General features: G+C 46.8%; 18 protein-coding genes and 1 pseudogene. 11 read left to right on the top strand and 8 right to left on the bottom strand.

All coding sequences use genetic code 11. The annotated features are described in order from the left end of the window. Positions 1-26: 26 nt before the first annotated feature. The 4 genes and pseudogenes from V7Q13_RS04645 to V7Q13_RS04655 all read right to left on the bottom strand — a co-directional run bounded on the left by V7Q13_RS04645 (position 27) and on the right by V7Q13_RS04655 (position 3,086). Positions 27-959, bottom strand: a complete 933-nt coding sequence (locus V7Q13_RS04645; RefSeq protein WP_333799513.1) for a hypothetical protein — start codon at positions 957-959, stop codon at positions 27-29. Positions 960-1,070: 111 nt separating this feature from the next. Further along, positions 1,071-1,823, bottom strand: a complete 753-nt coding sequence (locus tag V7Q13_RS17405; protein ID WP_442958252.1) for an NAD(P)/FAD-dependent oxidoreductase — start codon at positions 1,821-1,823, stop codon at positions 1,071-1,073. A 105-nt stretch (positions 1,824-1,928) separates the two neighbouring features. Then, positions 1,929-2,669: pseudogene (locus V7Q13_RS17410) on the bottom strand (FAD-binding protein); the annotation flags it as partial. Positions 2,670-2,711: 42 nt separating this feature from the next. Beyond that, positions 2,712-3,086: a DUF3127 domain-containing protein gene (locus V7Q13_RS04655; RefSeq protein WP_333799515.1), complete on the bottom strand. Its 375-nt coding sequence runs from the start codon at positions 3,084-3,086 to the stop codon at positions 2,712-2,714. 173 nt (positions 3,087-3,259) lie between these two features. Between V7Q13_RS04655 and V7Q13_RS04660 the strand changes: the two genes are divergently transcribed. The 8 genes from V7Q13_RS04660 to V7Q13_RS04695 all read left to right on the top strand — a co-directional run bounded on the left by V7Q13_RS04660 (position 3,260) and on the right by V7Q13_RS04695 (position 11,153). Next, complete coding sequence (locus V7Q13_RS04660; protein WP_333799516.1) at positions 3,260-4,000, top strand: 5'-nucleotidase C-terminal domain-containing protein; 741 nt, start codon at positions 3,260-3,262, stop codon at positions 3,998-4,000. 26 nt (positions 4,001-4,026) lie between these two features. Further along, on the top strand, positions 4,027-4,953 hold the full coding sequence (locus V7Q13_RS04665) for a bifunctional metallophosphatase/5'-nucleotidase (RefSeq protein WP_333799517.1): 927 nt from the start codon (positions 4,027-4,029) through the stop codon (positions 4,951-4,953). 137 nt (positions 4,954-5,090) lie between these two features. Continuing rightward, positions 5,091-6,524: a chromosomal replication initiator protein DnaA gene (gene dnaA / locus V7Q13_RS04670; protein ID WP_333799518.1), complete on the top strand. Its 1,434-nt coding sequence runs from the start codon at positions 5,091-5,093 to the stop codon at positions 6,522-6,524. Between the two features lie 154 nt (positions 6,525-6,678). Beyond that, positions 6,679-7,365, top strand: a complete 687-nt coding sequence (locus tag V7Q13_RS04675) for a hypothetical protein (protein ID WP_333799519.1) — start codon at positions 6,679-6,681, stop codon at positions 7,363-7,365. 144 nt (positions 7,366-7,509) lie between these two features. Then, on the top strand, positions 7,510-8,514 hold the full coding sequence (locus tag V7Q13_RS04680) for a pseudouridine synthase (protein ID WP_333799520.1): 1,005 nt from the start codon (positions 7,510-7,512) through the stop codon (positions 8,512-8,514). Further along, the gene (locus V7Q13_RS04685; protein ID WP_333799521.1) at positions 8,511-9,149 is read left to right on the top strand and encodes a hypothetical protein; all 639 of its coding nucleotides are present in this window, start codon (positions 8,511-8,513) and stop codon (positions 9,147-9,149) included. The genes V7Q13_RS04680 and V7Q13_RS04685 overlap by 4 nt, the downstream gene beginning before the upstream one ends. Before the next feature lie 41 nt (positions 9,150-9,190). Beyond that, a complete protein-coding gene (locus V7Q13_RS04690) occupies positions 9,191-10,279 on the top strand; it encodes a glycoside hydrolase family 18 protein (protein WP_333799522.1) in 1,089 nt (362 codons plus the stop codon). A 13-nt stretch (positions 10,280-10,292) separates the two neighbouring features. Next, positions 10,293-11,153, top strand: coding sequence for a glutamate--tRNA ligase family protein (locus V7Q13_RS04695; RefSeq protein ID WP_333799523.1), 861 nt, complete (start codon positions 10,293-10,295; stop codon positions 11,151-11,153). A gap of 59 nt (positions 11,154-11,212) precedes the next feature. Here the strand turns inward: V7Q13_RS04695 and V7Q13_RS04700 are convergent, their stop codons facing one another. The 4 genes from V7Q13_RS04700 to V7Q13_RS04715 form a co-directional block, all read right to left on the bottom strand. After that, positions 11,213-11,761 (bottom strand): hypothetical protein, encoded by a 549-nt coding sequence (locus V7Q13_RS04700; RefSeq protein ID WP_333799524.1) that lies wholly within the window; start codon positions 11,759-11,761, stop codon positions 11,213-11,215. Between the two features lie 38 nt (positions 11,762-11,799). Beyond that, the gene (locus V7Q13_RS04705) at positions 11,800-14,091 is read right to left on the bottom strand and encodes a TonB-dependent receptor (RefSeq protein ID WP_333799525.1); all 2,292 of its coding nucleotides are present in this window, start codon (positions 14,089-14,091) and stop codon (positions 11,800-11,802) included. Positions 14,092-14,272: 181 nt separating this feature from the next. Then, positions 14,273-15,844, bottom strand: coding sequence for a DUF1501 domain-containing protein (locus V7Q13_RS04710; protein ID WP_333799526.1), 1,572 nt, complete (start codon positions 15,842-15,844; stop codon positions 14,273-14,275). A gap of 13 nt (positions 15,845-15,857) precedes the next feature. Next, on the bottom strand, positions 15,858-17,564 hold the full coding sequence (locus V7Q13_RS04715; RefSeq protein WP_333799527.1) for a DUF1800 domain-containing protein: 1,707 nt from the start codon (positions 17,562-17,564) through the stop codon (positions 15,858-15,860). A gap of 142 nt (positions 17,565-17,706) precedes the next feature. Here V7Q13_RS04715 and V7Q13_RS04720 point away from each other — a divergent pair, with 142 nt between their 5' ends. From V7Q13_RS04720 to V7Q13_RS04730, 3 genes are all read left to right on the top strand, one after another. Then, positions 17,707-19,614, top strand: coding sequence for an OmpA family protein (locus tag V7Q13_RS04720; RefSeq protein ID WP_333799528.1), 1,908 nt, complete (start codon positions 17,707-17,709; stop codon positions 19,612-19,614). A gap of 180 nt (positions 19,615-19,794) precedes the next feature. Continuing rightward, positions 19,795-20,892: a DNA-processing protein DprA gene (gene dprA / locus V7Q13_RS04725; protein WP_333799529.1), complete on the top strand. Its 1,098-nt coding sequence runs from the start codon at positions 19,795-19,797 to the stop codon at positions 20,890-20,892. Positions 20,893-21,109: 217 nt separating this feature from the next. After that, positions 21,110-21,409 carry a DUF202 domain-containing protein gene (locus V7Q13_RS04730; RefSeq protein ID WP_157479627.1) on the top strand — a complete coding sequence of 100 codons (300 nt, stop codon included), beginning with the start codon at positions 21,110-21,112 and terminating at the stop codon, positions 21,407-21,409. Positions 21,410-21,534: the final 125 nt, after the last annotated feature.

Here is a 21,534-nt window from a genome sequence, read left to right on the forward strand (position 1 = left end):
CAGTAGGAATTGCAATACATGCCCCGCTACTTTACAGGCCATTGCGCCGGGTCATTGCTATGAAAGCGATTGTCGAACGAAAGCCATAACCATTTTTTGCTCCCTTTTATTCTGTACCATTTTTCTGCCACAATGCGGCCTTTGGCATCGTATTCAAAATACAAGTAAATGAAGGGGTCTTGCTTGTATGAAATACTGGCGCCATTTACAGCAGCGCCCTTTTCCTGCATCAATTCGATAGTATAACGAGCCTCAATGCTGTTGTAGCTATCTGTTACACGAACGGCATATTTATCCAGCTTCAATTCATCGGGTATCCATTGAATTGTTTTTTCATTAGCCACATTTTTACTCACCCTTATCCGGGATAATTTATTGTTGAAGCCCATTTGATATTCGTACATCTCTGGCTTTTGTAACAGTAAAAGATGAACGTCGAATGGCAGGATAGAATCTGCCATGAAATTCTGGCCTTCATCATCCATGGCATCTGTAAAACTGCCCCGCCAGTTGTAGTTGAGGATTACACTGGGACCTGCTTTGCCGTCAGCATCATAGGTAGTAACCACCCGTTGGCGAATAATATTGTCGAGATAATTAATGGAGTCTTTGTATTTAATGCCCACACCATTGAGTGTAGCAACTCCTCCGGCTGGGCCAATTATTTTTTGCCCAAGACCATACAACAAAATCGCATCTACACCTTCGGCCTTTCCAAGCTCCTGCAGTTTGCTGATGAGTTCGTTTGTTTCTACCGAAATATCAGCACTCACTTCTACAATATGCGTAGCGATATACGGCTGCGTTGGTTTGCTGTCGGGTAAAAATATGGCAGGTGTTTTGCCAGTATATACCAATGGCAACGGATGCAGCGAAGCAGGTGTACGTACAATAGTTGTTTGCGCATGCAATACAGTAGCAGCAAGGCACAACAAGATGCCGGAAATGAGCTCTCTCATACAACAGAATTTACAGAGCAAGTAACAGCGATTGGCAATGCCACTGCGCCAGCAAAACGTTAATCGTAGCGAAAGAAAACGCTAATGTTATGCAGCGAAAATAGGAACGAATTATTGGTAAACACCCGCTATTTTTTTCACGGTGTTCTCGCCATCCATGGCAGCACTTACAATGCCACCGGCATAGCCAGCACCTTCGGCACAGGGGTACAAGCCTTTAATCTGCGGATGTGCATGCGTATCGGCCAAGCGAGGAATGCGAACTGGTGAACTGGTGCGGCTTTCCGTAGCTACCAATACTGCTTCGTTGGTATAATAGCCTTTCATTTTTTTACCAAAAGCCTGCACTCCTTCCCGCAGGGCATCGGCTACAAAACGGGGTAATACCGAGCTCACATCGGCGGCGGTAATGCCCGGTAAATAAGAACAATCGGGCAAATCGCCGGAAGCTTTGCGTTGCACAAAATCTACCATACGTTGTGCCGGTGCTACCAACTTGCCGCCACCTGCAGCATACGCTTTACGTTCTACGTATTGCTGCAAATACATCATGCCCAATGGCGATTCCAATACCGACTTCGGCATGTCCATCACCTGCGAAAAATCTTTGTAAATATGCGGCACATCATTGAGGCGAATTTCCACCACAGTACCACTATTGGCATAAGGATTATTGCGTTTGCTGGGGCTCCAGCCATTCACCACAATTTCGCCGGGTGCAGTAGCGGCCGGCGCAATAATACCACCGGGACACATGCAAAAAGAAAACACGCCACGGCCCGCAGCCTGGTGCACCAAACTGTAAGAAGCCGGTGGTAAAAATTCGCTGCGAATGAGGCAATGATACTGTGCCGCATCAATCACCGTTTGCGGATGCTCAATGCGAACGCCCAATGCAAATGGCTTTGCTTCAATGGCAATGCCTTGCTGATGCAACATTTGAAAAACATCACGGGCAGAATGACCTGTGGCCAACAAACAATGATCGGCTTTCATCACATCGCCATTGGCCGTTTGCACTGCGGTGAATCGATCACCATCAATATGCAACTTCACCACTTTGCTATTGAAATGAACTTCGCCGCCATGTGCTTCAATCGTTTCACGTATGGCGGTAATGATATGCGGCAATTTATTGGTACCAATATGCGGATGCGCTTCGTATAAAATACGTTCATCAGCACCATAATTTACGAGCAGTTGCAATATGCGGTGTACATCGCCCCGCTTGGTGCTGCGGGTGTAGAGTTTACCATCGCTGTAGGTGCCGGCACCACCTTCACCAAAACAATAATTACTTTCTGCATTTACTTCGCCCTGCTTGTTCATGGCGGCCAGGTCGCGGCGGCGGCTGCGTACATCTTTACCCCTTTCGAGCACAATGGGTTTGATGCCATGCTCCAAACAGCACATGGCGGCAAACAAGCCTGCGGGGCCGGCGCCAACAATTACCATGCGTTTATCGGCATGGCGAACATCGTGATGTTGAATGTGCAATGCTGGCCGCTCCAGAAAAGGTTCGTTGATGTAAGCCTGCACCTGCAGGTTCATCCAAACAGTTTTGCTGCGGGCATCAATAGATTGGCGGCGGATATAATACCCCGTAACCGCCGAAACCTTTACACCGGCTTCGGCAGCTATCAGTTGGGTAATGCGTTGTGTATCGGCAGCTTCCTGAGGAAGCACCTTCATGTTGAGGAGCTGTTGCATGTACTCGTGTTAGGTAGTTATCCTAAAAAACGGTGAGAGAAATTAGAACGGCAAATCGTCGGCACCCATGTCTGGTGTGGGCGGATCAATGAACTGATCGGGAGCCGAACCTTGTGCGCCAGATTGCACAAAGCCTTCAATACGCCAGGCATCGAGGTTGGTGATGTAATTTTCACGACCATCCTTCATCCACTTGGTGCCTTTGATGTTGAAATGCACTTTTACTTCTTCACCTAATTTAAATTTATCCAGCAATGCAGTTTTATCCTGCACACATTGAAACTTAGCGTAGTTAGTGATGGTTCGGCTGCCAATATCTTCTGTTTTCTCTACCACAAATTCACGGGTTTTGAAAGTTTCGCTGCGCTGCATTACAGGATAAATGGCGGCAATTTTGCCAGTCAGTTCGTAAGACATGAAATGTTGAAATTTTTGGGCAAGTTCTTTGACAGCTATCAAAAAAACGGGCCTGTTGTAATGGAAAGTTTGGCGCCAAAACTACGGGCATTTTTTATTTTCTATTTTTTATTGAGAAAACAAACCGGAATCAGCTATCCCTATTGATTTGCACTGCATTTTTGCAGGCTCTTATGAAACCACTGTTCCGCTATTTTTTGATACTGGCATTAGGCTGGCAAAGCTGTGCCCCCTCCTATTATCAGGCGGGCCAAATGGCCTACACCCGATACGACATCAAACCCGGGAAAAAAGACAGCAGCGTACAGCAGCTGATGGCGCCCTATGCGCAGCAAATCAACAGCACCATGACGGCGGTGATTGGCGAACTCACCAGCACCCTCGAAAAAAAGCAAAGCGACAATACCCTCGGCTACTTCATGACCGATGCTTTTTTGAGTGAATCAAAAAAAGTATTTCAACAGCCCGTAGACATTGCCTTGATGAACTTTGGTGGCATTCGTTCGCCTGCCATGCAAAAGGGCAACATTACCGTGGGCACGATTTACGAACTGATGCCCTTTGATAACCTGATGGTATTGGTGACTATGAGTGGTACAGAATTGCAGCAGTTGCTCAATCATGTAGCTGGCCGTGGTGGCTGGCCCATTAGCGGCGGCAGCTACAACATTCAAAACAAACAAGCGGTGGATGTACGCATTGCTGATGCAGCATTGCAACCCAACAAACAATACACCGTAGCCCTCAGCGATTATGTAGCCAATGGTGGCGATGACTGCAGCATGCTTACCAAACTGAAGCAAATCAACAAAGGCTATTTGCAACGCGATGCCTTGATTGATTATGTAAAAAGCCTGACGGCTGCCGGTAAAAAGCTGGACATACCTGCTGGCAAGCGTGTCAACATTCTCTAATTTTTGCTCAACCCCTTTCGGCTGTTATGAATAGAAGACATTTTTTGACACAATCGACGCTGGCTGCCGGTAGCCTGCTGCTGCCCAACTGGAGCATGGCCGAAGACAATGCCACACAACAGCTGGTGATTTTGCACACCAATGATGTGCACAGCCGCATCGATCCTTTTCCAATGGATGGTGGCCGCAACCAGGGATTGGGCGGCGTGGCCAGTCGTGCTGCTGTGATTAATGAAATACGCAGCCAGCACGAACATGTGCTGCTGCTCGATGCCGGCGATATTTTTCAGGGTACACCCTATTTCAACCTGTACAAAGGCGAACCCGAGATTAAAGCCATGGCCGCCATGCAATACGATGCCTGCACCATGGGCAACCACGACTTTGATGCCGGCCTCGACAATTTTGCTACTCAACTACAGCATGCTGCTTTTCCAGTGCTCGTCAGCAACTACGATTTCACCGGTACCGCCATGGAATACAAGGCGCTGCCTTATAAAATATTCAAGAAAGGAAGATTGAAAATTGGTGTATTTGGCGTAGGCATTGAACTGGAAGGTTTGGTGCCTGAAAATTTATATGGCAAAACCATTTATCAGGACCCGATTGTAAAAGCCAACGAAACTGCAGACTTGCTGAAGCGCAAAGAAAAGTGCGACATGATTATTTGCCTGAGCCACCTGGGCTACGATTACAGAGGCAGCAAAAAAGTAAGCGATAAAATATTAGCAGCAGAAACACAGTATATCGACCTGATAATAGGCGGACATACACATACGTTTATGGCTGAACCTGAGCTGGTAAAAAACAAACAAGGCAGCGATGTACTCATCAATCAGGTGGGTTTTGGCGGCCTTATTTTGGGTCGCTTAGATTACGTTTTTTCTGACACAAATAAGAAAAAGTTTTTTGGAAGCAAATCGATCTCCATTGCGAAAAAAACTGACATCTAAAAAATTTTTTTTTCAACAGAAAGAGTTGATATTCGCTTTATCCTCACTTATTCACAGTCATGCAGAACAGTATACTGTAAATATGTGAACCACCAACAAAGGATTCTTAGTAACTCTACAAATTGCTATCCGAAGAAATGACGAAGACTTGCGAAATAGTTTGGCAAAATTGTCTGGAAATAATAAAGGACATCGTTGATTGGCAACATTTCAAAACCTGGTTCGAACCCATCACTCCCGTATCACTCAAAAATAAAGTTCTCACCATTCAGGTACCAAGCCAGTTCTTTTATGAATATATTGAAGAACACTATGTAAACCTGCTTGCAAAAACACTCAAACGTGAACTTGGCAAAGAAGCAAGATTGGAATACCGCATCATGGTGGACAGTGGCAATAGCTCACACCAACCACAAACGGTAGACCTGCCGACCAACAACATCAAATTGTATAATAACAATGTAATGGACTTTCCACTGGTGACGACAAATCCTGTAAAGAATCCATTCGTGATTCCCGGCCTCAAAAAGATTCAGATTGATCCACAACTGAATCCTACTTACACCTTCGAAAGTTTTATTGAAGGCGATTGTAACCGTGTGGCTCGTCGTGCCGGCAAAACCGTAGCCGACAAGCCCGGCGCCAACTCATTCAACCCACTCGTTATTTATGGTGGCGTTGGTTTGGGTAAAACGCATTTGGCGCAGGCCATTGGCAACGAAGTAAAAAAGCAACACCCTAATAAAGTAGTGTTGTATGTAAGCAGCGAAAAGTTTATCAACCAGTTTCAGGATCATAGCCGTAACAACGCTATCAACGACTTCATTCATTTTTATCAACTCATCGATATCCTGATTATTGACGACGTGCAGTTTTTTGCCCGTGCCGAAAAATCTCAGGATGCTTTCTTTGCCATCTTCAACCACCTGCACCAGAGTGGCAAGCAGCTGGTACTTACATCAGACAAAGCCCCCAAAGACCTCGATGGTTTGCAGGAGCGTTTGCTGAGCCGTTTCCGTTGGGGCCTCAGCGCCGATTTGCAAATGCCGGACTACGAAACCCGCATTGAAATTCTGGAACGCAAAATGAAAAACGATGGCCTTGACATGCCACGTGAAGTAGTAAAGTATCTCGCCTATAATATCAATACCAACATTCGTGAACTCGAAGGTGCGTTGATTAGCCTGTTGGCTCAATCATCGCTCAATAAACGCGAAATTGATTTGGAACTGGCGAAGAAAGTATTGCGCAACCACATCAAAACCAGCAGCAAAGAAATTACCATCGAAAATATTCAGAAGATGGTATGCGAATACTTTGATGTGCCATACGAAAAACTGCAGCAAAAAACCCGGAAACGGGAAATTGTGCAGGCTCGTCAGATTACCATGTATCTCGCCAAAGCTTTTACCAAAAACTCACTCAAAACCATTGGGGAGCATTTTGGTGGCCGCGACCATACTACTGTTATTCACAGCTGCCAAACGGTAAAAGACCTGATGGACACCGACAGCGTTTTCAAAGAAAACGTACTCGAATTGACGCAGAAAGTGCAACTGGCTGCATTGTAATTACAACAGCCTTTTCCATAGACCAAGCGGTCGCCTCTTACCGGGGCGACCGCGTTTGTTATCGGCGGTTAATTATGGTTAATACCTTAAACGTTAGGGATAGGCGCTGGTCATTGTATTGTCTCTTGATTATAACACACAAAAAAACAATACCATGAAAAAGACAATGCTCCTGATGCTTCCCTTCTTTGTAGCCATAGTGGCCATAGCTCAACCACCACACCCCGCTGGCAAGCCCGGCAAAGGCCCGGGCGGCAAAGCAGGTATGGAAATGATGAAAGACATTGACCTGACGCCGGAACAAAAAGTGGCTATGCAAAAGCTGCAAGATGAATTGCGCCAGCAAATGCAAGCCCTCAACCGCAATGAAAGCATTACGGTAAAAGAACAACGCGACCGCCGCGAAGCCTTGCTGAAAAAACACAAAGAAGCGGTAGACAAACTGCTGACAGCCGATCAGAAAAAACAACTGGCCGACAAACGTGCCAAGGCCCGTGCCAAAGCGGGTGAAATGCAAGCGCAATACCTGGCCAAAATGGCCGACAAACTACAACTCAGCACAGAGCAGGTAGCCAAAGTGAAAGCCAGCCATACAACGGTAAAAACAAAAATGGATGCAGTGCTGAAAAACGACAAACTGAGCCGCGAAGAACGCAAAGCCAGCATGGATAAAATTAAAGCTGAACATGAACAAGCCATGGCAAGCATTTTAAACGCCGACCAACTGAAGCAGTGGAAAGAACTGCGTCAGCAAGGGCCAAAGCCGGGCATGCACAAAGGCGGCAAGGGCATGCATCGTCATCATGAAGGCATGCGCAATGGTCCGACCGCTGCCAAGTAAACAGTAACGTTTCCTTTATTACAGCCGGCTGCATAATGCAGCCGGCTGTTGTTTTACCATACCCTTACCATGGCTGGCCAAAGCCATGTTTGTTTGCTGGCCACAATAGAAGCATCTTTGCAGCACTGCACAAAAGCAGCATCCATGGGTAATTTTGATAAATTTTCGAAGAAAGAAATAACCGGGGCCAAAAAGAAAGAGGCTTACAGGCAAGACAAACGTCAGGCCAAACAAGAAACCGCCGCTTTTTTTAAAGCCAAAAAAGCACAACAAAAAAAGGGCAGCATTCCTGTGGATGCCTTTGAAAAGAAAGGGCCGGTGGCTGCTAAAAAAACGGTGGACAAAAAAGCTGTAGACAGCAAAGGCATAAAGCCTGAGTTGAAAATCGGGGCCGCATCAAATAACAGCGCCGTGCCTTTGGAAGATCAGATGCCCCTCAATAAATACCTGGCTCATGGTGGCATTTGCAGCCGCCGCGATGCTGCTATAATGGTAAAAGAAGGCAAGGTGAAAGTGAACGGGCAAGTGGTACTGGAACCCGCCTACAAAGTGCAGCCCGACGATATCATTATTGCCAATGGTAAAAAAGTACAACGCATAAAAAACCTGGTGTACATTTTACTGAACAAACCCAAAGATTTCATTACCACTGCCAGCGACGATAAAGGCCGCAAAACAGTGATGGACATTATAAAAACGGCTACCACAGAGCGGGTGTATCCCGTAGGCCGGCTCGACAGAAATACAACGGGCGTTATGCTGCTCACCAACGACGGAGATCTGGCACAGCAGCTCACCCATCCAAAATTTGAGATCAAAAAAATATACGAAGCCAAGCTGGATAAACCCATGACAAAGGCCGACCTTGACCAACTGGTACAAGGCATGACATTAGAGGATGGCCCCATTGCTGCCGACTCTGCTGCCTACGCCGACCCATCCGATAAATCGGTGATTGGTGTAGAAATTCACAGTGGCCGCAACCGAATTGTACGCCGCATGTTTGAGCACCTCGGCTACGATGTAAAAAACCTCGACCGGGTGATGTTTGCCAACCTCACCAAGAAAAATGTAGACCGCGGCAAATGGCGTTACCTCTCAGAAAAAGAAGTACGCTTGTTGAAGTATTTTCAAAAGAGTAAAAAATGATTGTAGCGTTATTGGGCGCCACCGGTCTTACCGGGCAGCTTACCCTCGAAAGGTTGCTGCAACATGATGCTGTTACTTCAGTCATCGTGTTTGGCAGAAGGCCATCGCCTGTAACGCACCACAAATTGCAGCAGTTTCAACTGCAGGCACTGCCAGATACATTGCCAACTGTTGATGCCTTCATCTGCTGCATTGGCACCACCATTAAGAAAGCTGGCAGCAAAGCAGCATTTATTGAAGTGGACAGAACCTTGCCTGTACAACTGGCTACACAACTGCATGCACGTGGTTGCAGTTGCATGGCTGTGGTTTCTTCTATGTCCGCTTCGCCTTCTTCACCGTTTTTTTATACACGTGTAAAAGGCGATATGGAAGAAGACCTGAAAAAAATTGGCTTCACTTCATTACACATACTACGTCCTTCTATCATTGACGGCTCAAGACAGGAAAGCCGACCGATGGAAAAGTTTGGTTTGGCATTTACCAAACTCATGCATCCGCTGATGATGGGTTCGCTCCGGCATTACAAAGCCATTAAGGCCAGCGCCATTGCAGATGGACTGGTGCAATGTGTGTTGCAACAACACCCCGGGCAGTTTACATACCTGTCTGCCGATATTCCGAAAAATTCTTAGCAAAGAAGTCAGTAGTATTGTTAGCATAACCCGAGAGGCTTATGAAAAAAACACTCCTGATGTTGGCGGCTCTTTTGGCCATCCATTGCAGCTACGCACAACCTGCCAAACATTACGATATCATTGGCTACTATAGTGGCGATGGCAAAGCATTGTCAGCATATCCCATTGAAAAACTCACTCAGCTCATTTTTAGTTTTTTGCACCTCAAAGGCAATGAACTGGCTTTCGACAATGAGCAGCGAAAGCAAGATTTGCTTCAGATTGTGGCCCTCAAAAACAAACGCAACCCATCCATGAAAGTGTTGATTTCGCTGGGTGGATGGGGCGGTTGTGCTACTTGCTCTCCCGTATTTGCTACGGCAGAAAACCGGCAGGCATTTGCCAACTCCGTACTGCAAATTTTGCAAACCACCCAAACAGATGGCATTGATTTGGATTGGGAATATCCCACTATTCCAGGCCCACCCGGCCATCCGTACAGCGCTGATGACAAAGCAAATTTTACGGATCTCATTCAGCGATTACGGAAAACGATGGGCAACAAATACGAACTGAGTTTTGCAGCGGGTGGCTTCGATAAATTCATTGAGCAATCGGTGGATTGGGCCGCAGTTACGCCATTGGTTAACCGCATCAATTTGATGACCTATGACCTCATCAACGGCTATAGCAAAGTCACCGGTCACCACACAGCATTGTATAGCCGGCCATCACAAAAAGAATCGACCGACAACTGCGTACAACAATTGCTTAAGCTGGGTGTACCGGCAAACAAACTGGTAATTGGTGCTGCTTTTTACAGCCGGGTATGGGCTAATGTAGCTGCTACCAACAATGGCCTCGACCAAAGCGGTCAACATACTGCAGGCGTTTCTTACAAACATTTTCAGGAGAAACTTACACCGGCACAAGGCTTCACTGCTTATTGGGACGACACAGCAAAAGCCACGCATTTTTACAATGCCGAAAAACAACTCTTTGCCACCACCGACGATCCACAATCCATTCAAGCAAAAGTGGCTTACATGAAAAAATACGGATTGGGTGGCATCATGTTTTGGGAGCTACGAGAAGATGCGCCGGTAAATGGATTACTATCTGTATTGGAAGCTGAAGTAAAAGAATAAATACAAACACGTGATGCTTCGCAGCAGAATAGCACCCACACCCAGCGGCTTCTTACACGAAGGCAACATCGCCGCTTTTTTATACACCTGGCTGCTGGTACAAAAAGCCAATGGCGAACTCCTGCTGCGCATTGACGACCTCGACAATGAACGTTTTCGTGAAGCCTACCTGAACTACATTTTTGAAGTATTGCAAGCCACTGGCATAAGCTATCAAACAGGGCCGACAAATGCGCAAGAATGTCACACTCAATGGTCGCAACAGCTGCGCCTGCCGATGTACGAAATATACCTGCAACAACTGTGGCAAACCGGCCATTTATATGCCTGCACTTGCAGCCGGCAACAAATAGCAAAACATCAGTGCAAATGCTTTCAACAAAAACTGCCGCAGCATACACCCCAAGCTGCATGGCGATTGCATATACCCGACAACACCAATATTCAATGGCATGATGAAGCGTTGAGCAATGTAAGTATACAACTGAACGAAGTGCAGCATGCACCCATAGTGAAACGCAGCAATGGACTACCCGCCTATCACATTGCATCCTTAGCCGACGATGTGCATTTCGGCATCAACTGCATTGTACGGGGTGAAGATTTATTATCGTCTACTGCTTTGCAATTGCACATCGCATCGCTGCTACAATTGGATGCATTTCTACAATGTCGTTTTCTTCATCACCCATTGATGCAGAGTGAAACGGGCGAAAAGATATCGAAGTCTGCAGGTGATGCCCATTTGCAAATGCACCCTCCATTACCAGATATCCGACGTTGTATTCAGCAACTTGTTCAATGGTTTCCGCAACAGTTTGATAACAATGCTACTGCAAATACTGCAGCAGATTTACTCAACTATATGCTATAAGAAAGGCTGCTCTGCAATAAGCAGAACAGCCTTTCTTACTACCTTGATGTCTCATTGAATTATTGAACCCGAATGTTAAAATTCAATTCGATATCTGTTTCACCTTTGGTGATTGGGTCGCCGGCAGCCTTGATACCACCAGGCTTGTGCTTCAATACCACTTTTACAGTACCTGTACTTGCATCACCTGTTACCCAACGTGCGGTAGTACCCAAGGGCAAACCATTTGCATCATTGTTTAAATTGGAAATGGTGACGTTGGCTGCAGATACAACAAAATAGAACTGATGCTCGTCTCCTTCTTCTTTTACTTCATCGGTAATATCAACGGCTGGCGTTTTTGATTCATCTTTCAGCTCAATGGCCATGTCGTAGGTTTTACCGGGAGCCAGCACAATGTTGTCGAAAGCAGTTGGTGCATTACCACCATCGCCATCTATATCTCTAAACGTAAATGTGCTTACGTTAGTAGTTCCTGTTTCTGTAAACTTGAGTTGTACTGTTGTAATCAACTCCTCTTCATTCAACTCTTCTTTGTTCTTCTTACAACCTGTAGCTATGCTTGCAACAACTACCAGGCCGAGCAGCATTTTCTGATACTTCTTCATAGCTTTTTTGTTCTTATTTGGATTTGAAAATTGGAAACTTATTTACCTATGGGCACCTGCACTTTAAAAGCAATGTTGATGCCCATTTCATCGGCATAATACCTGAAAGCATTCATGTAATCGCGGTACACCGTGTTGAGCAAATTGCTACCTGTGAGCAACCACTTCACCGGCTTTTTGCCAATGGTTTGCGTAATGCCTGCTTCCATGCCCAGCAAATGATAGGCAGCCGGTGGCGCCGCATAATCGCTGGCCATTTGTTTGCTGCCATTGGGTAGCGTAACTTCTATATCGCCGGTAGCCGGCACCCTTGTTTGCTCCAGCACCCATTGCCATTGCAATTTGATAAACGGATCTTTCCAACGCTTGCCATCTGCAAACTGATAAGTCAATGCATTCTCGAACCGGTCGGCAGGCATTTGAATAATCCAGTCGTTTGCCTTTTTATCAAAAGCTCTTACAAATGATGCTTTTAACTGCCATGCAATATGACTATTGAATGCATATTGCGATGAAAAATCAACTCCACTGATACGAGCATTTGTTTGATCGTACAAGAACGTGGGGAATGCACCACGAATGGTAAGCTGTGGCGGAAAAGTAGGTCGCAGAAAAATGAAATCGTTGATTTGCTTGTGGTACCAAACCACTTCTGCCTGCCAGTTTTTGCGCTGTACATTCAGCGACAGCATCACACTGTTGGCCCGTTCCGGATTGAGATTCGGATTACCTTTTTCAATGCGGGCTGAACCATGATGCAAGCCATCGCTGTATAGTTCATTTACCTGTGGCGCCCGCCATGCAGTACTCAGGTTGATGGCTGCTGTGAGCCAGTCATTCAAGTGATAGCTGGCGCCGCCATTGGCACTCAGGCTACCATAGTTTCTATCGTAATAAGTGCGGCCGTTATTACGGTTGATGTCGAAGATGCTGCGAACATCGTATCGTACACCCAACTCTGCAGCAAATTGTTTGTGACTGTATTTTTCAATCGCAAATACGCCAGCGTTAATCGCCTGATAGTTAGGTATAAAAAACCTTTGTGAATAGCTATTCAGTTGGTAAGATGATTGCACCCCCACCGAGCCACGAATTTGCTTTCCTGCATAATGATCCCATACTACGTCGGCTCCTACTGTTTGCAAACTAATGTCTAATTGTGGTGCATTACTACTGCTGCTAAAGCGTTTGATATCGTATTCTCTCCGCCAGTTGTATTGATAAGAAACAATAGCATTCAACCGGCTGTTGGTCCCCGTTTTTACAAAGGCTTTGGCCTTGGCCAAATGGTGTTGTATTTGCTGATTCGGCCTGTCGATGTTGTAAGTAAACGGAGCATCGGTAACATATGCCGGCGGTTGCCCGTTGTTGATGATGTTCATCAAGTCTGTTACGTTGCCAATATGTGCTCCAGAGAAAATTCCGAGTTTGGTATTGAACTGGCTGTAAAACAACTCCAGTCCTTTATTTGGTTTTTTCCAACCAGCGGCAGTAGAAAAATTCATTTCCTGCATGCCGGAGTTGGCCAACCAATAATTAGGCGTTCGGGCATTGCCGCCCCGCTTGAACGTGCCTTGCACCCGCCACGAAAAAGCAGGATGTTTTTTGGCATTGCCCTCTATCATGCCCGACATAAATGCCTGTCGGTTATTGCTGAAAAAACCAGTAGAAATTTCACCCCCGATACCGGGCTGATATCGCAGCAGTTTGGGCTCTACCAACACTACACCACCAATGGCATCTGCCCCGTAGCGCAGCGTACTGGCGCCTTTAATAACGGTTAATCTGTTGGCAATAAACGGATCTATCTCCGGTGCATGTTCGCTACCCCACTGCTGGCCCTCCTGACGAATGCCATTGTTAAGCATCAGCACCCGGTTGCTGTGCAGGCCATGTATTACCGGCTTGGCAATATTAGTGCCCGTTTGTAGCATGGTTACGCCACTCAATCGTTGCAATGCTTCTGCCAATGATTGCCCTCTTGTGGCATCCATTTCTTTTCCCTTCAGCTCTGCGCCAATGGCTCCGGATTTGGTATTGGCCGCCGCCACCACGGTTACTTCCTGCAGTTCATTTACTGTATGGGGCATTACAAAACTCAGCTGCACATCTTTTTGCACATGCACATGCATTTGTACCGGGCGGCATTGGTTGTGGGTTACTTTCACAGTGTAGTTGCCGGGGCAAATACCTTTGAGCAGAAAACGACCCTCAGCATCCGTCACCCCTTTTTCGCCGGTTTCGATGATGGTGATGGTAGCCGCCGACAAAGGTTGCTTCGTGTCTTCATCGGTTACAGTGCCGGCAATGCTGAGTATACATTGAGCCATAGCCACCAACTGCCAAAGCATGCCTGCCAGCAACAGCAACGCTGTTTTAGCAATACCACGCCAAGCCTTTTTGGGCCTTTGAATCTGGGAATTCGTTTTTGTAACCACGTTGCAAATTTATAAGTGCAGGCATATTGCTGCCCAAAAATTTATTGCAACATTTTTTTGCAACAAGTAAAGTTTAACGAAGCTTCATCATGAGGCAAACTTTGGTGTCGGTGCCGTTTTGTAGGCGGGCATAGTAGCTGCCTGCCGGCAAAGTGCCGCCCTGAAAAACCACCCGGTCGGTAGTGGGGCCCACATAGTCTTTATCGAGCAGCACCGCAATCACCCGGCCGGTCATGTCAATGACTTGCAGTAAAGTATGGCCACCATTGCTTGTAAACTCGATAGTGGTTTGGCTCTCAAACGGGTTAGGATAGTTACGGATTTTTCCCGCACTGGCAGCAGGTGGTGTAATGCCACAGCCTGTTCCATTCACCACTGGCAGGCGTTGAAAATTTTTGAGCAGCAGGCCCTGAATGGTGGTATTGTCTACACAAAACCAACTCTCCAAAATGCTGGCATACACACTGCGGAAATCGTATTGAAAAGCCACATTATCCTGCACTGTGGGGTTGGCAGGAATAATAGGATTGGTGCCCACTACACCAGGCTGTACATTTTTACCAAACAAAAAAACCGGGGCCGCAGCACCATGGTCGGTGCCTACGCTGCCGTTGCTTTTGATGCGCCGGCCAAACTCACTAAAGGTCATGCCGAGTACCCGGTCTTCTACCCCCAAAAACTTCAGGTCATCCTGAAAAGCTTTTACTGCATCGCTGAGTGTTTTCAACAGATTTGCATGGGTGCCCGTGGTTTTATCGGTATTGTTTACCTGATTGGCGTGGTTATCGAAACCACCCATGCTTACCATGTACACCCTTGTTTTCAAGCCGCCTTTTACCAAACGGGCAACAATTTTGAGTTGGTCGGCCAGGCTGTTGCCTGTGGGGTACGCAGACTGCTGCACTACTTTGGCAGCAGCAGTTTTAATAGTGTCGGCGTACTGTTGGGTTTGCCGGGCTACGGTGCGGATGTAAGTCAGTTCTTTACCTGCAGGTGTATTGGGTGCTGTGTCTTGTACACCATTTACCAAATTGTAAAAACTACTGGGGTTGGTAATGCTCATGCCCATGTTTACCGCCGGGCCTTGCAGCGCCAACGATGTAACCGAACCAATTTGTATGGCCACAGGATCGGGCATGTTGCTGTTGGGATAACCCGATGGATAATTGGGATAGTATTGGTTGAGGTAGCGGCCCGCCCAACCAGAGTTCACAAACTGATTGCTGTCGCTGGCACTCATCCAAATATCCGTAGCTCTGAAATGCGAAAAGTTGGGTGAAGGATAACCCACGGCCTGCACAATGGCCATTTTACCATCGTTGTACAAAGATTGCATACCCGCCATAGCGGTATGCAAACCGGTGGCTTTGTTGTTGGTGAGGCTAAGCACTTTACTTTCCGGAATGGCAATATTGCTGCGGGCATTGTTATAGAGGCTGTACTGATCCAGCGGAATCACGGTATTCAATCCATCGTTGCCACCATTAAGTTGCACCAATACCAGCACGTGGTCGGTATCTTCTGCCAGGCCAAACATGTCGAAAAATGGAGAGGCTTCGCCAAAAGCTTTTACCGAAAAACCACCTACCAATGCAGGCAGTGTTACGCCTTGTAGTGTTTGTTGTAAAAAGGAACGTCTTTTCATCACTGTTGTGCATTTATGCCAACTGGTACTCGGCCAGGTTCATGAAATATTGATACAAACTGCGGAGCCTGTTGCGTACCGTGGTCATGGCCATATTGTCGTTCGGGTTAGCCATGTAGGCATTCCACGCATCAGTCCAGTAATGATCGCTGGACTGACCGCTGAGTAAAATATCTTTTTTGATTTGTGCTTTAGACGCAACAGTCAAAGGAATGCGGTAGAGATACAACAGCGAATCATCAATCAATGTATTCGGGTCGCCGGGATTAGGCAGCGTTTTGGCAAAAGCGATGGCATCAAAACGAATGGTTTGTCCGTTGCGGGTATAGCCATTGATGATCATCGTATCAGTAAACTGAATGCGCTTCGGCAGCGTGTCGCTGTTGATCCAGATTTCGTAAAACTGCGGCTCCTGATAGTACGCTTTCCAACCACTTACATCGGGCGGGTCGCCAATGTTTTGTTGCTGATTGGTGGTGTTGGTTTGCAGCCAATTCCACATGGTATAGTTGTTGGCAAAATCGGTCGCCACCGGAAACTGCACATTGAACTCACGAACCGCACCAATGACCAAATCGGCCGGGCTTTTTATCTGGCATCCCTGATTGAGTGGGTCAAAAAAATGTTCGCTTTTGAGCAGCGCCGCCATCACCGTTTTTATTTCATAATTGCCTTGGCGGAAAAGATTGGCTAAAGGTGTTATCACATCAGCTTCTACTTGTGCATCAATATCGTAATACACAAACCAACGGTATAGTTTTCGCACAATGTGTTTCGCCACTTCGGGCTGCGCAAAAATCATATCGAGCAGCTCATCTAACTCCTGTGCTCCGTTGGTACCAGTTTTTCCTGTAATGATTTTGTTGTTGTAAAAACTACTGAATGTTTTGTTGCCGGTATCATGTTGGTTGGCATCAAAGTAACTGGTTACATCGGCATACTTTATTCGAAAACCAGTGAGCACTCTGGCTGCTTGTTTTACATCTTCTTCTGTGTATTTGCTGTCGGGCCCTTTGCCCAATGTAAATAACTCCTGCAACTCACGGGCATAGTTTTCATCGGGAGCATTTTTCAAATTCTTTTCACCATTGAGGTAGCGCAGCATGGCCGGGTCCAGCGTAATGGCTTTCACCATTTCTTTAAAGTTGCCCAACGCATATTTGCGCAGCAATACATTGTGTTGATAGCAACCAATGCCATAGCTGATATCCACCGTTTCTGTAGCAAAATGATTGTGCCAAAAAAGCACCATTTTCTCCTGAATGTTTCGCTCCTGATTCACCATTTGCCCTACCCACCAGGCTTTGAAAGCTGCCCGTCTGCCACTGTTCACAGAGCCATCGTTGGTATGTACCGCCACCCATGGCTGGCCTTGTGCCAATGCCAAATCCGGATCGTTAGCCGGTGTGGTTTGCGCATTGGGCGTGTACACTTTTACCGGCACGGTGCTGCTGTTACCCGGCACCGTAAGCAATGCATCTACCACTGCCGACATCGACTGTCCGCTGAAAAAATCAACATCTGCTTTTCGGGCACCAAACATGGTTCGTTTCAGCAAATGGATGAGTTCGTTTTTACCCCATGCACCGCCGTACAACTGTACGCCTGATTGCAGGCGTACTTTGCGGTTGGTAGGTGGTGGAGTTGCTGCTGGCAAGGTAGTTGCAGTAGCAGCATCACTGGTATTGATTGATGTACGGAAGAAATCTCTCCGATCCATAGTAAGCAGTTGAGTTGGGTAGACTTGGATACCGGGCAAAAGTTACATGGATTAGAGAAATAAACCATACAAGTTTGCGGCCCTCTTCCTTGACAGGCCATTAACACAAAACCGCCTAATTTCAGCCACCATAATATTGTACATGAAAACGCTTCGTCTGTTGTTCTTTTTATTGCTCTTCCACTTTTCAGGAAATGCCCAATGGTACAATCCTGAAAAAGTAAACAGCAAGCTGCAGTTTATGTACAGCGGCGCCATTGAGCAGCTCACCGATGGTCAGTTTGCTGCAGGCAAAGCCTTGCTGGTAAAAGCATTGAAGCAAGACCCCAAATTTGTAGATGCCTGGCTGAGTTTGGCAGGCGCCTGCGGACAGCAAAAGCAATACGACAGTGCCATTCTGTGCTACGAAACAGGCATTGCACTCGACAGCATTTACAGTCGTGATTATTACCTGCCCTACTCCATCAACCTTGCTGGTGCCGGGCGTTTTGAAGAAGCGCAACACATTATTCAACGCTACCTAAACCTGCCCAACCTGCACCCCCGCAGCAAACAAGCCGCCACATATCGGTCGGGCACTTATGCATTTGCTTTGCAAGCCATTGCCAACAACAAAAGCAGCAAGGAATTTCATCCGCTCAATTTGGGCGATAGCATCAACAGCAATCGTAGCGAATACTATCCATCCTTCACGATTGATGATAGCCGTTTGGTATTTACCCGCAGGGGCATTGGCTTTCGGGAAGATTTTTATCAGGCTTTCAAAACCAGCGATGGCTACAGCTTGGCCAAGCCTATTGCGGGACCGCTCAACGAAGAAGAATCGAAAGGTGGATTGATGATTTCGCAGGATGGCAGCTGGCTCATTTTTGCCGGCAATTTTGAAGAAGGCTTTGGCGATTTTGATTTGTACATCTGCTACGCCGACAACAATGGCTGGAGCGAACCCTTCAATTTGGGCAGCAATATCAACACGGAGTTTTGGGAGAGCAGTCCTACGCTGAGCCCCGATAAACAAACTTTGTATTTCAGCAGCAACCGGCCCGGTGGTTTTGGTGGCAAAGATTTGTATGCGGTAAAAAGATTGCCCAATGGCCAATGGAGCAAGGCCGAAAACATGGGGCCCAATTTCAATACTACTTCTGATGAATTGGCACCGTTTATTCATGCCGATAATCAAACCTTGTATTTCACTTCGGGCGGACATCCCGGCTATGGTGGCAGCGATATTTATGTGAGCCGTAAAGGACCCGGCGGACAGTGGAGTGTGCCGCAAAACCTCGGCTTTCCCATCAATACCATTGAAGATGATGGCAGCCTGAGTGTAGCGGCCGATGGCAAAACCGCCTTCTTTGCCAGTGCCCGTAGCGATAGCCGTGGTGCATTGGATTTGTATCGTTTTGAACTACCAGAATACGACCGGCCGTTTAAAACATTATGGGTAAAAGGCGTGGTGCAAGATGCTGAAACGAAAAAAGGTTTGCCCTCTGCCATTGAATTGAAAAACCTGAACAGCGGTGAAGTGTTGCAAAAAGTAGTCACAGATGAAACGGGCAATTACCTGGTAACATTGCCTGTAGGCAATGATTATTCTTTCACGGTAAACAGACAGGGGTATTTGTTTTACAGCGATCGGTTTGAACTGGCAGCACAACCAGCTGACAGCACTTACACCAACAACATTTTGTTGCAACCCATTCGCATCAATAGCTCATTAGAGTTGAAGAATATTTTATACGAAACCAACTCCTTCCAACTCAACCCCAGCTCCTATGTAGAACTCGATAAACTGGTGCAATTGCTGCAAGACAATCCTTCGGTAAAAGTGCAAATCAACGGGCATACTGATAATGTAGGCAAGCCCGCCGACAACCTGCTGCTGAGCACCAACCGGGCCAAAAGTGTGGTAGCCTATTTGGTGAGCAAAGGCGTGGTTGCAACCCGCCTGACGGCAAAAGGTTTTGGTAGCAGCAAACCCATTGCAGACAACAGCACAGAAGCAGGTCGGGCAAAAAACCGCCGCACAGAATTGCAGATTGTGGGTTTGTAGTTGCTTCCGTCAGTTCATCGTTTGTTGTTTTTGGTTTTTTGTTTGTTCGTTGGTAAGTTCAACTGAAAAAAGATTCAATAAGGAATAAGCAATAAGAAATATGGAAGTAGGGAAGCATTTGCTGAAACCTTGCTTGTGAACTTTGGAACTTTGGAACTAAAAAACACCCGAACCCCCAACATGCCCACCGAACTCGAATACCGCATTGCCCTCACACAGGTACCACAAATTGGTTGCGTAGCGGCCAAAACATTGCTCCAACATTTTGGTAACGCCACCGATATTTTCAAAGCCAAAAAATCGATGCTCTCTGCTATTGATGGCATTGGTACAGTCAGAGCAGAAAGCATCAAGCAATACACAGATTTTGAGCTATGCAGCAGCGAAGTGGCTTTTATCGAGAAGCATCACATACAACCATTGTGCTTGCTGGATGAAGCGTACCCAAAGCGATTGCTCAATTGCTATGACAGCCCCACGATGCTGTATTACAAAGGAGAAGCCAACCTCAACCAAAGCAGGATAGTATCCATCATTGGCACTCGTAAAAACAGCGATTACGGCAAGCATTGTGTACAGGAACTGATGGAAAGTTTAGCAGCACACGAAGTACTCATTGTAAGTGGGCTGGCATTTGGTATAGACACATTGGCCCATCGGGATGCGCTGAAACATACATTGCCGACCGTGGCTGTGCTGGCACATGGCTTACAAACCATCTATCCTGCGGAAAACAAAAAACTCGCCAAACAAATGCTGGAAGAAGGCGGCGGTATACTCACTGAATTCATGAGTGGCACCGGCCCCGACAAACACAATTTTCCTACCCGCAACCGCATAGTAGCGGGTATGGCCGATGCTACAATTGTAGTAGAAACGGATGTGAAAGGTGGCAGCATGATTACTGCCGAATTGGCCAACAATTACAACCACGATGTGCTGGCGTATCCCGGTAAAATAACAGACAGTCGCAGCCGTGGCTGCAACCATTTGATTAAAACCAATAAAGCAGCACTCATTACCAGTGGACAAGATGTACTGGAAATGATGAACTGGCTGCCACAGGAAAAGAAAGCACCGGCACAACGCAGTTTGTTTATAGAGCTGAGTGCAGATGAACGGATACTGTACGACCTTTTACAACCATCACCCTTGCACATTGATGAAATCAATTTGCGCAGCCAGCTCTCCGCCTCTGCAGTAGCTACTGCACTGCTGACACTGGAGCTGCAGGGTGTAGTAGCAAGCCTGCCGGGAAAGATGTATAAGGTTATTTGAGATGGGACACGGATTTTGTAGATGAAGACGGATTATCGCAGATTATGAACGATAAACCATTTACGATTTACTTCCAAGCATCGTCTCCGGCACGGGACGTTGCGTTGTATTTTTTTGTATGACTTAGGGAAAGATATAAGACAAACGCAACGTCCCCTGTGGGAGACGTTGCTGGCAAAATAGATAAGACAGATATTTACACCCCAATCAACACCGCATGAACAAAGACCTCATCCTCCGCGAAAAGCTGGCGCTGCAGCGTACCATTATGGCCAACCAAAGTACGTTTCTGGCCTTCTTGCGTACGGCCATGTATTTTCTGGTGGCGGGCATCAGCATCAATCATTTGATTGATATGAAAGACGGCGGCATCGTTGAATACAGCTTTATGGTCATTGCGGCTATCCTGCTCATCATTGGTATTGTCAACTACCTGTACCACCGCCGCAAAATCAAAGAGAGTGAGCAGCACATTGGCGATTATAAAATGGCGTACCTGGAAGCGGATGATGAGTAAATCAACTGCTGATGGGCTGCGGTGACCGGAATGTGGCTGAGGCACGAAGCCAGCCCCCGACGCTTCGGTCGGGGCCGGAGCGAAGCGGAGCATGCAGGGCGCCGGACTGTAGCCGAAGCATGTAC

Origin of the sequence: Phnomibacter sp. (assembly GCF_036803085.1) — a bacterium.
Classification (GTDB): domain Bacteria; phylum Bacteroidota; class Bacteroidia; order Chitinophagales; family Chitinophagaceae; genus Phnomibacter.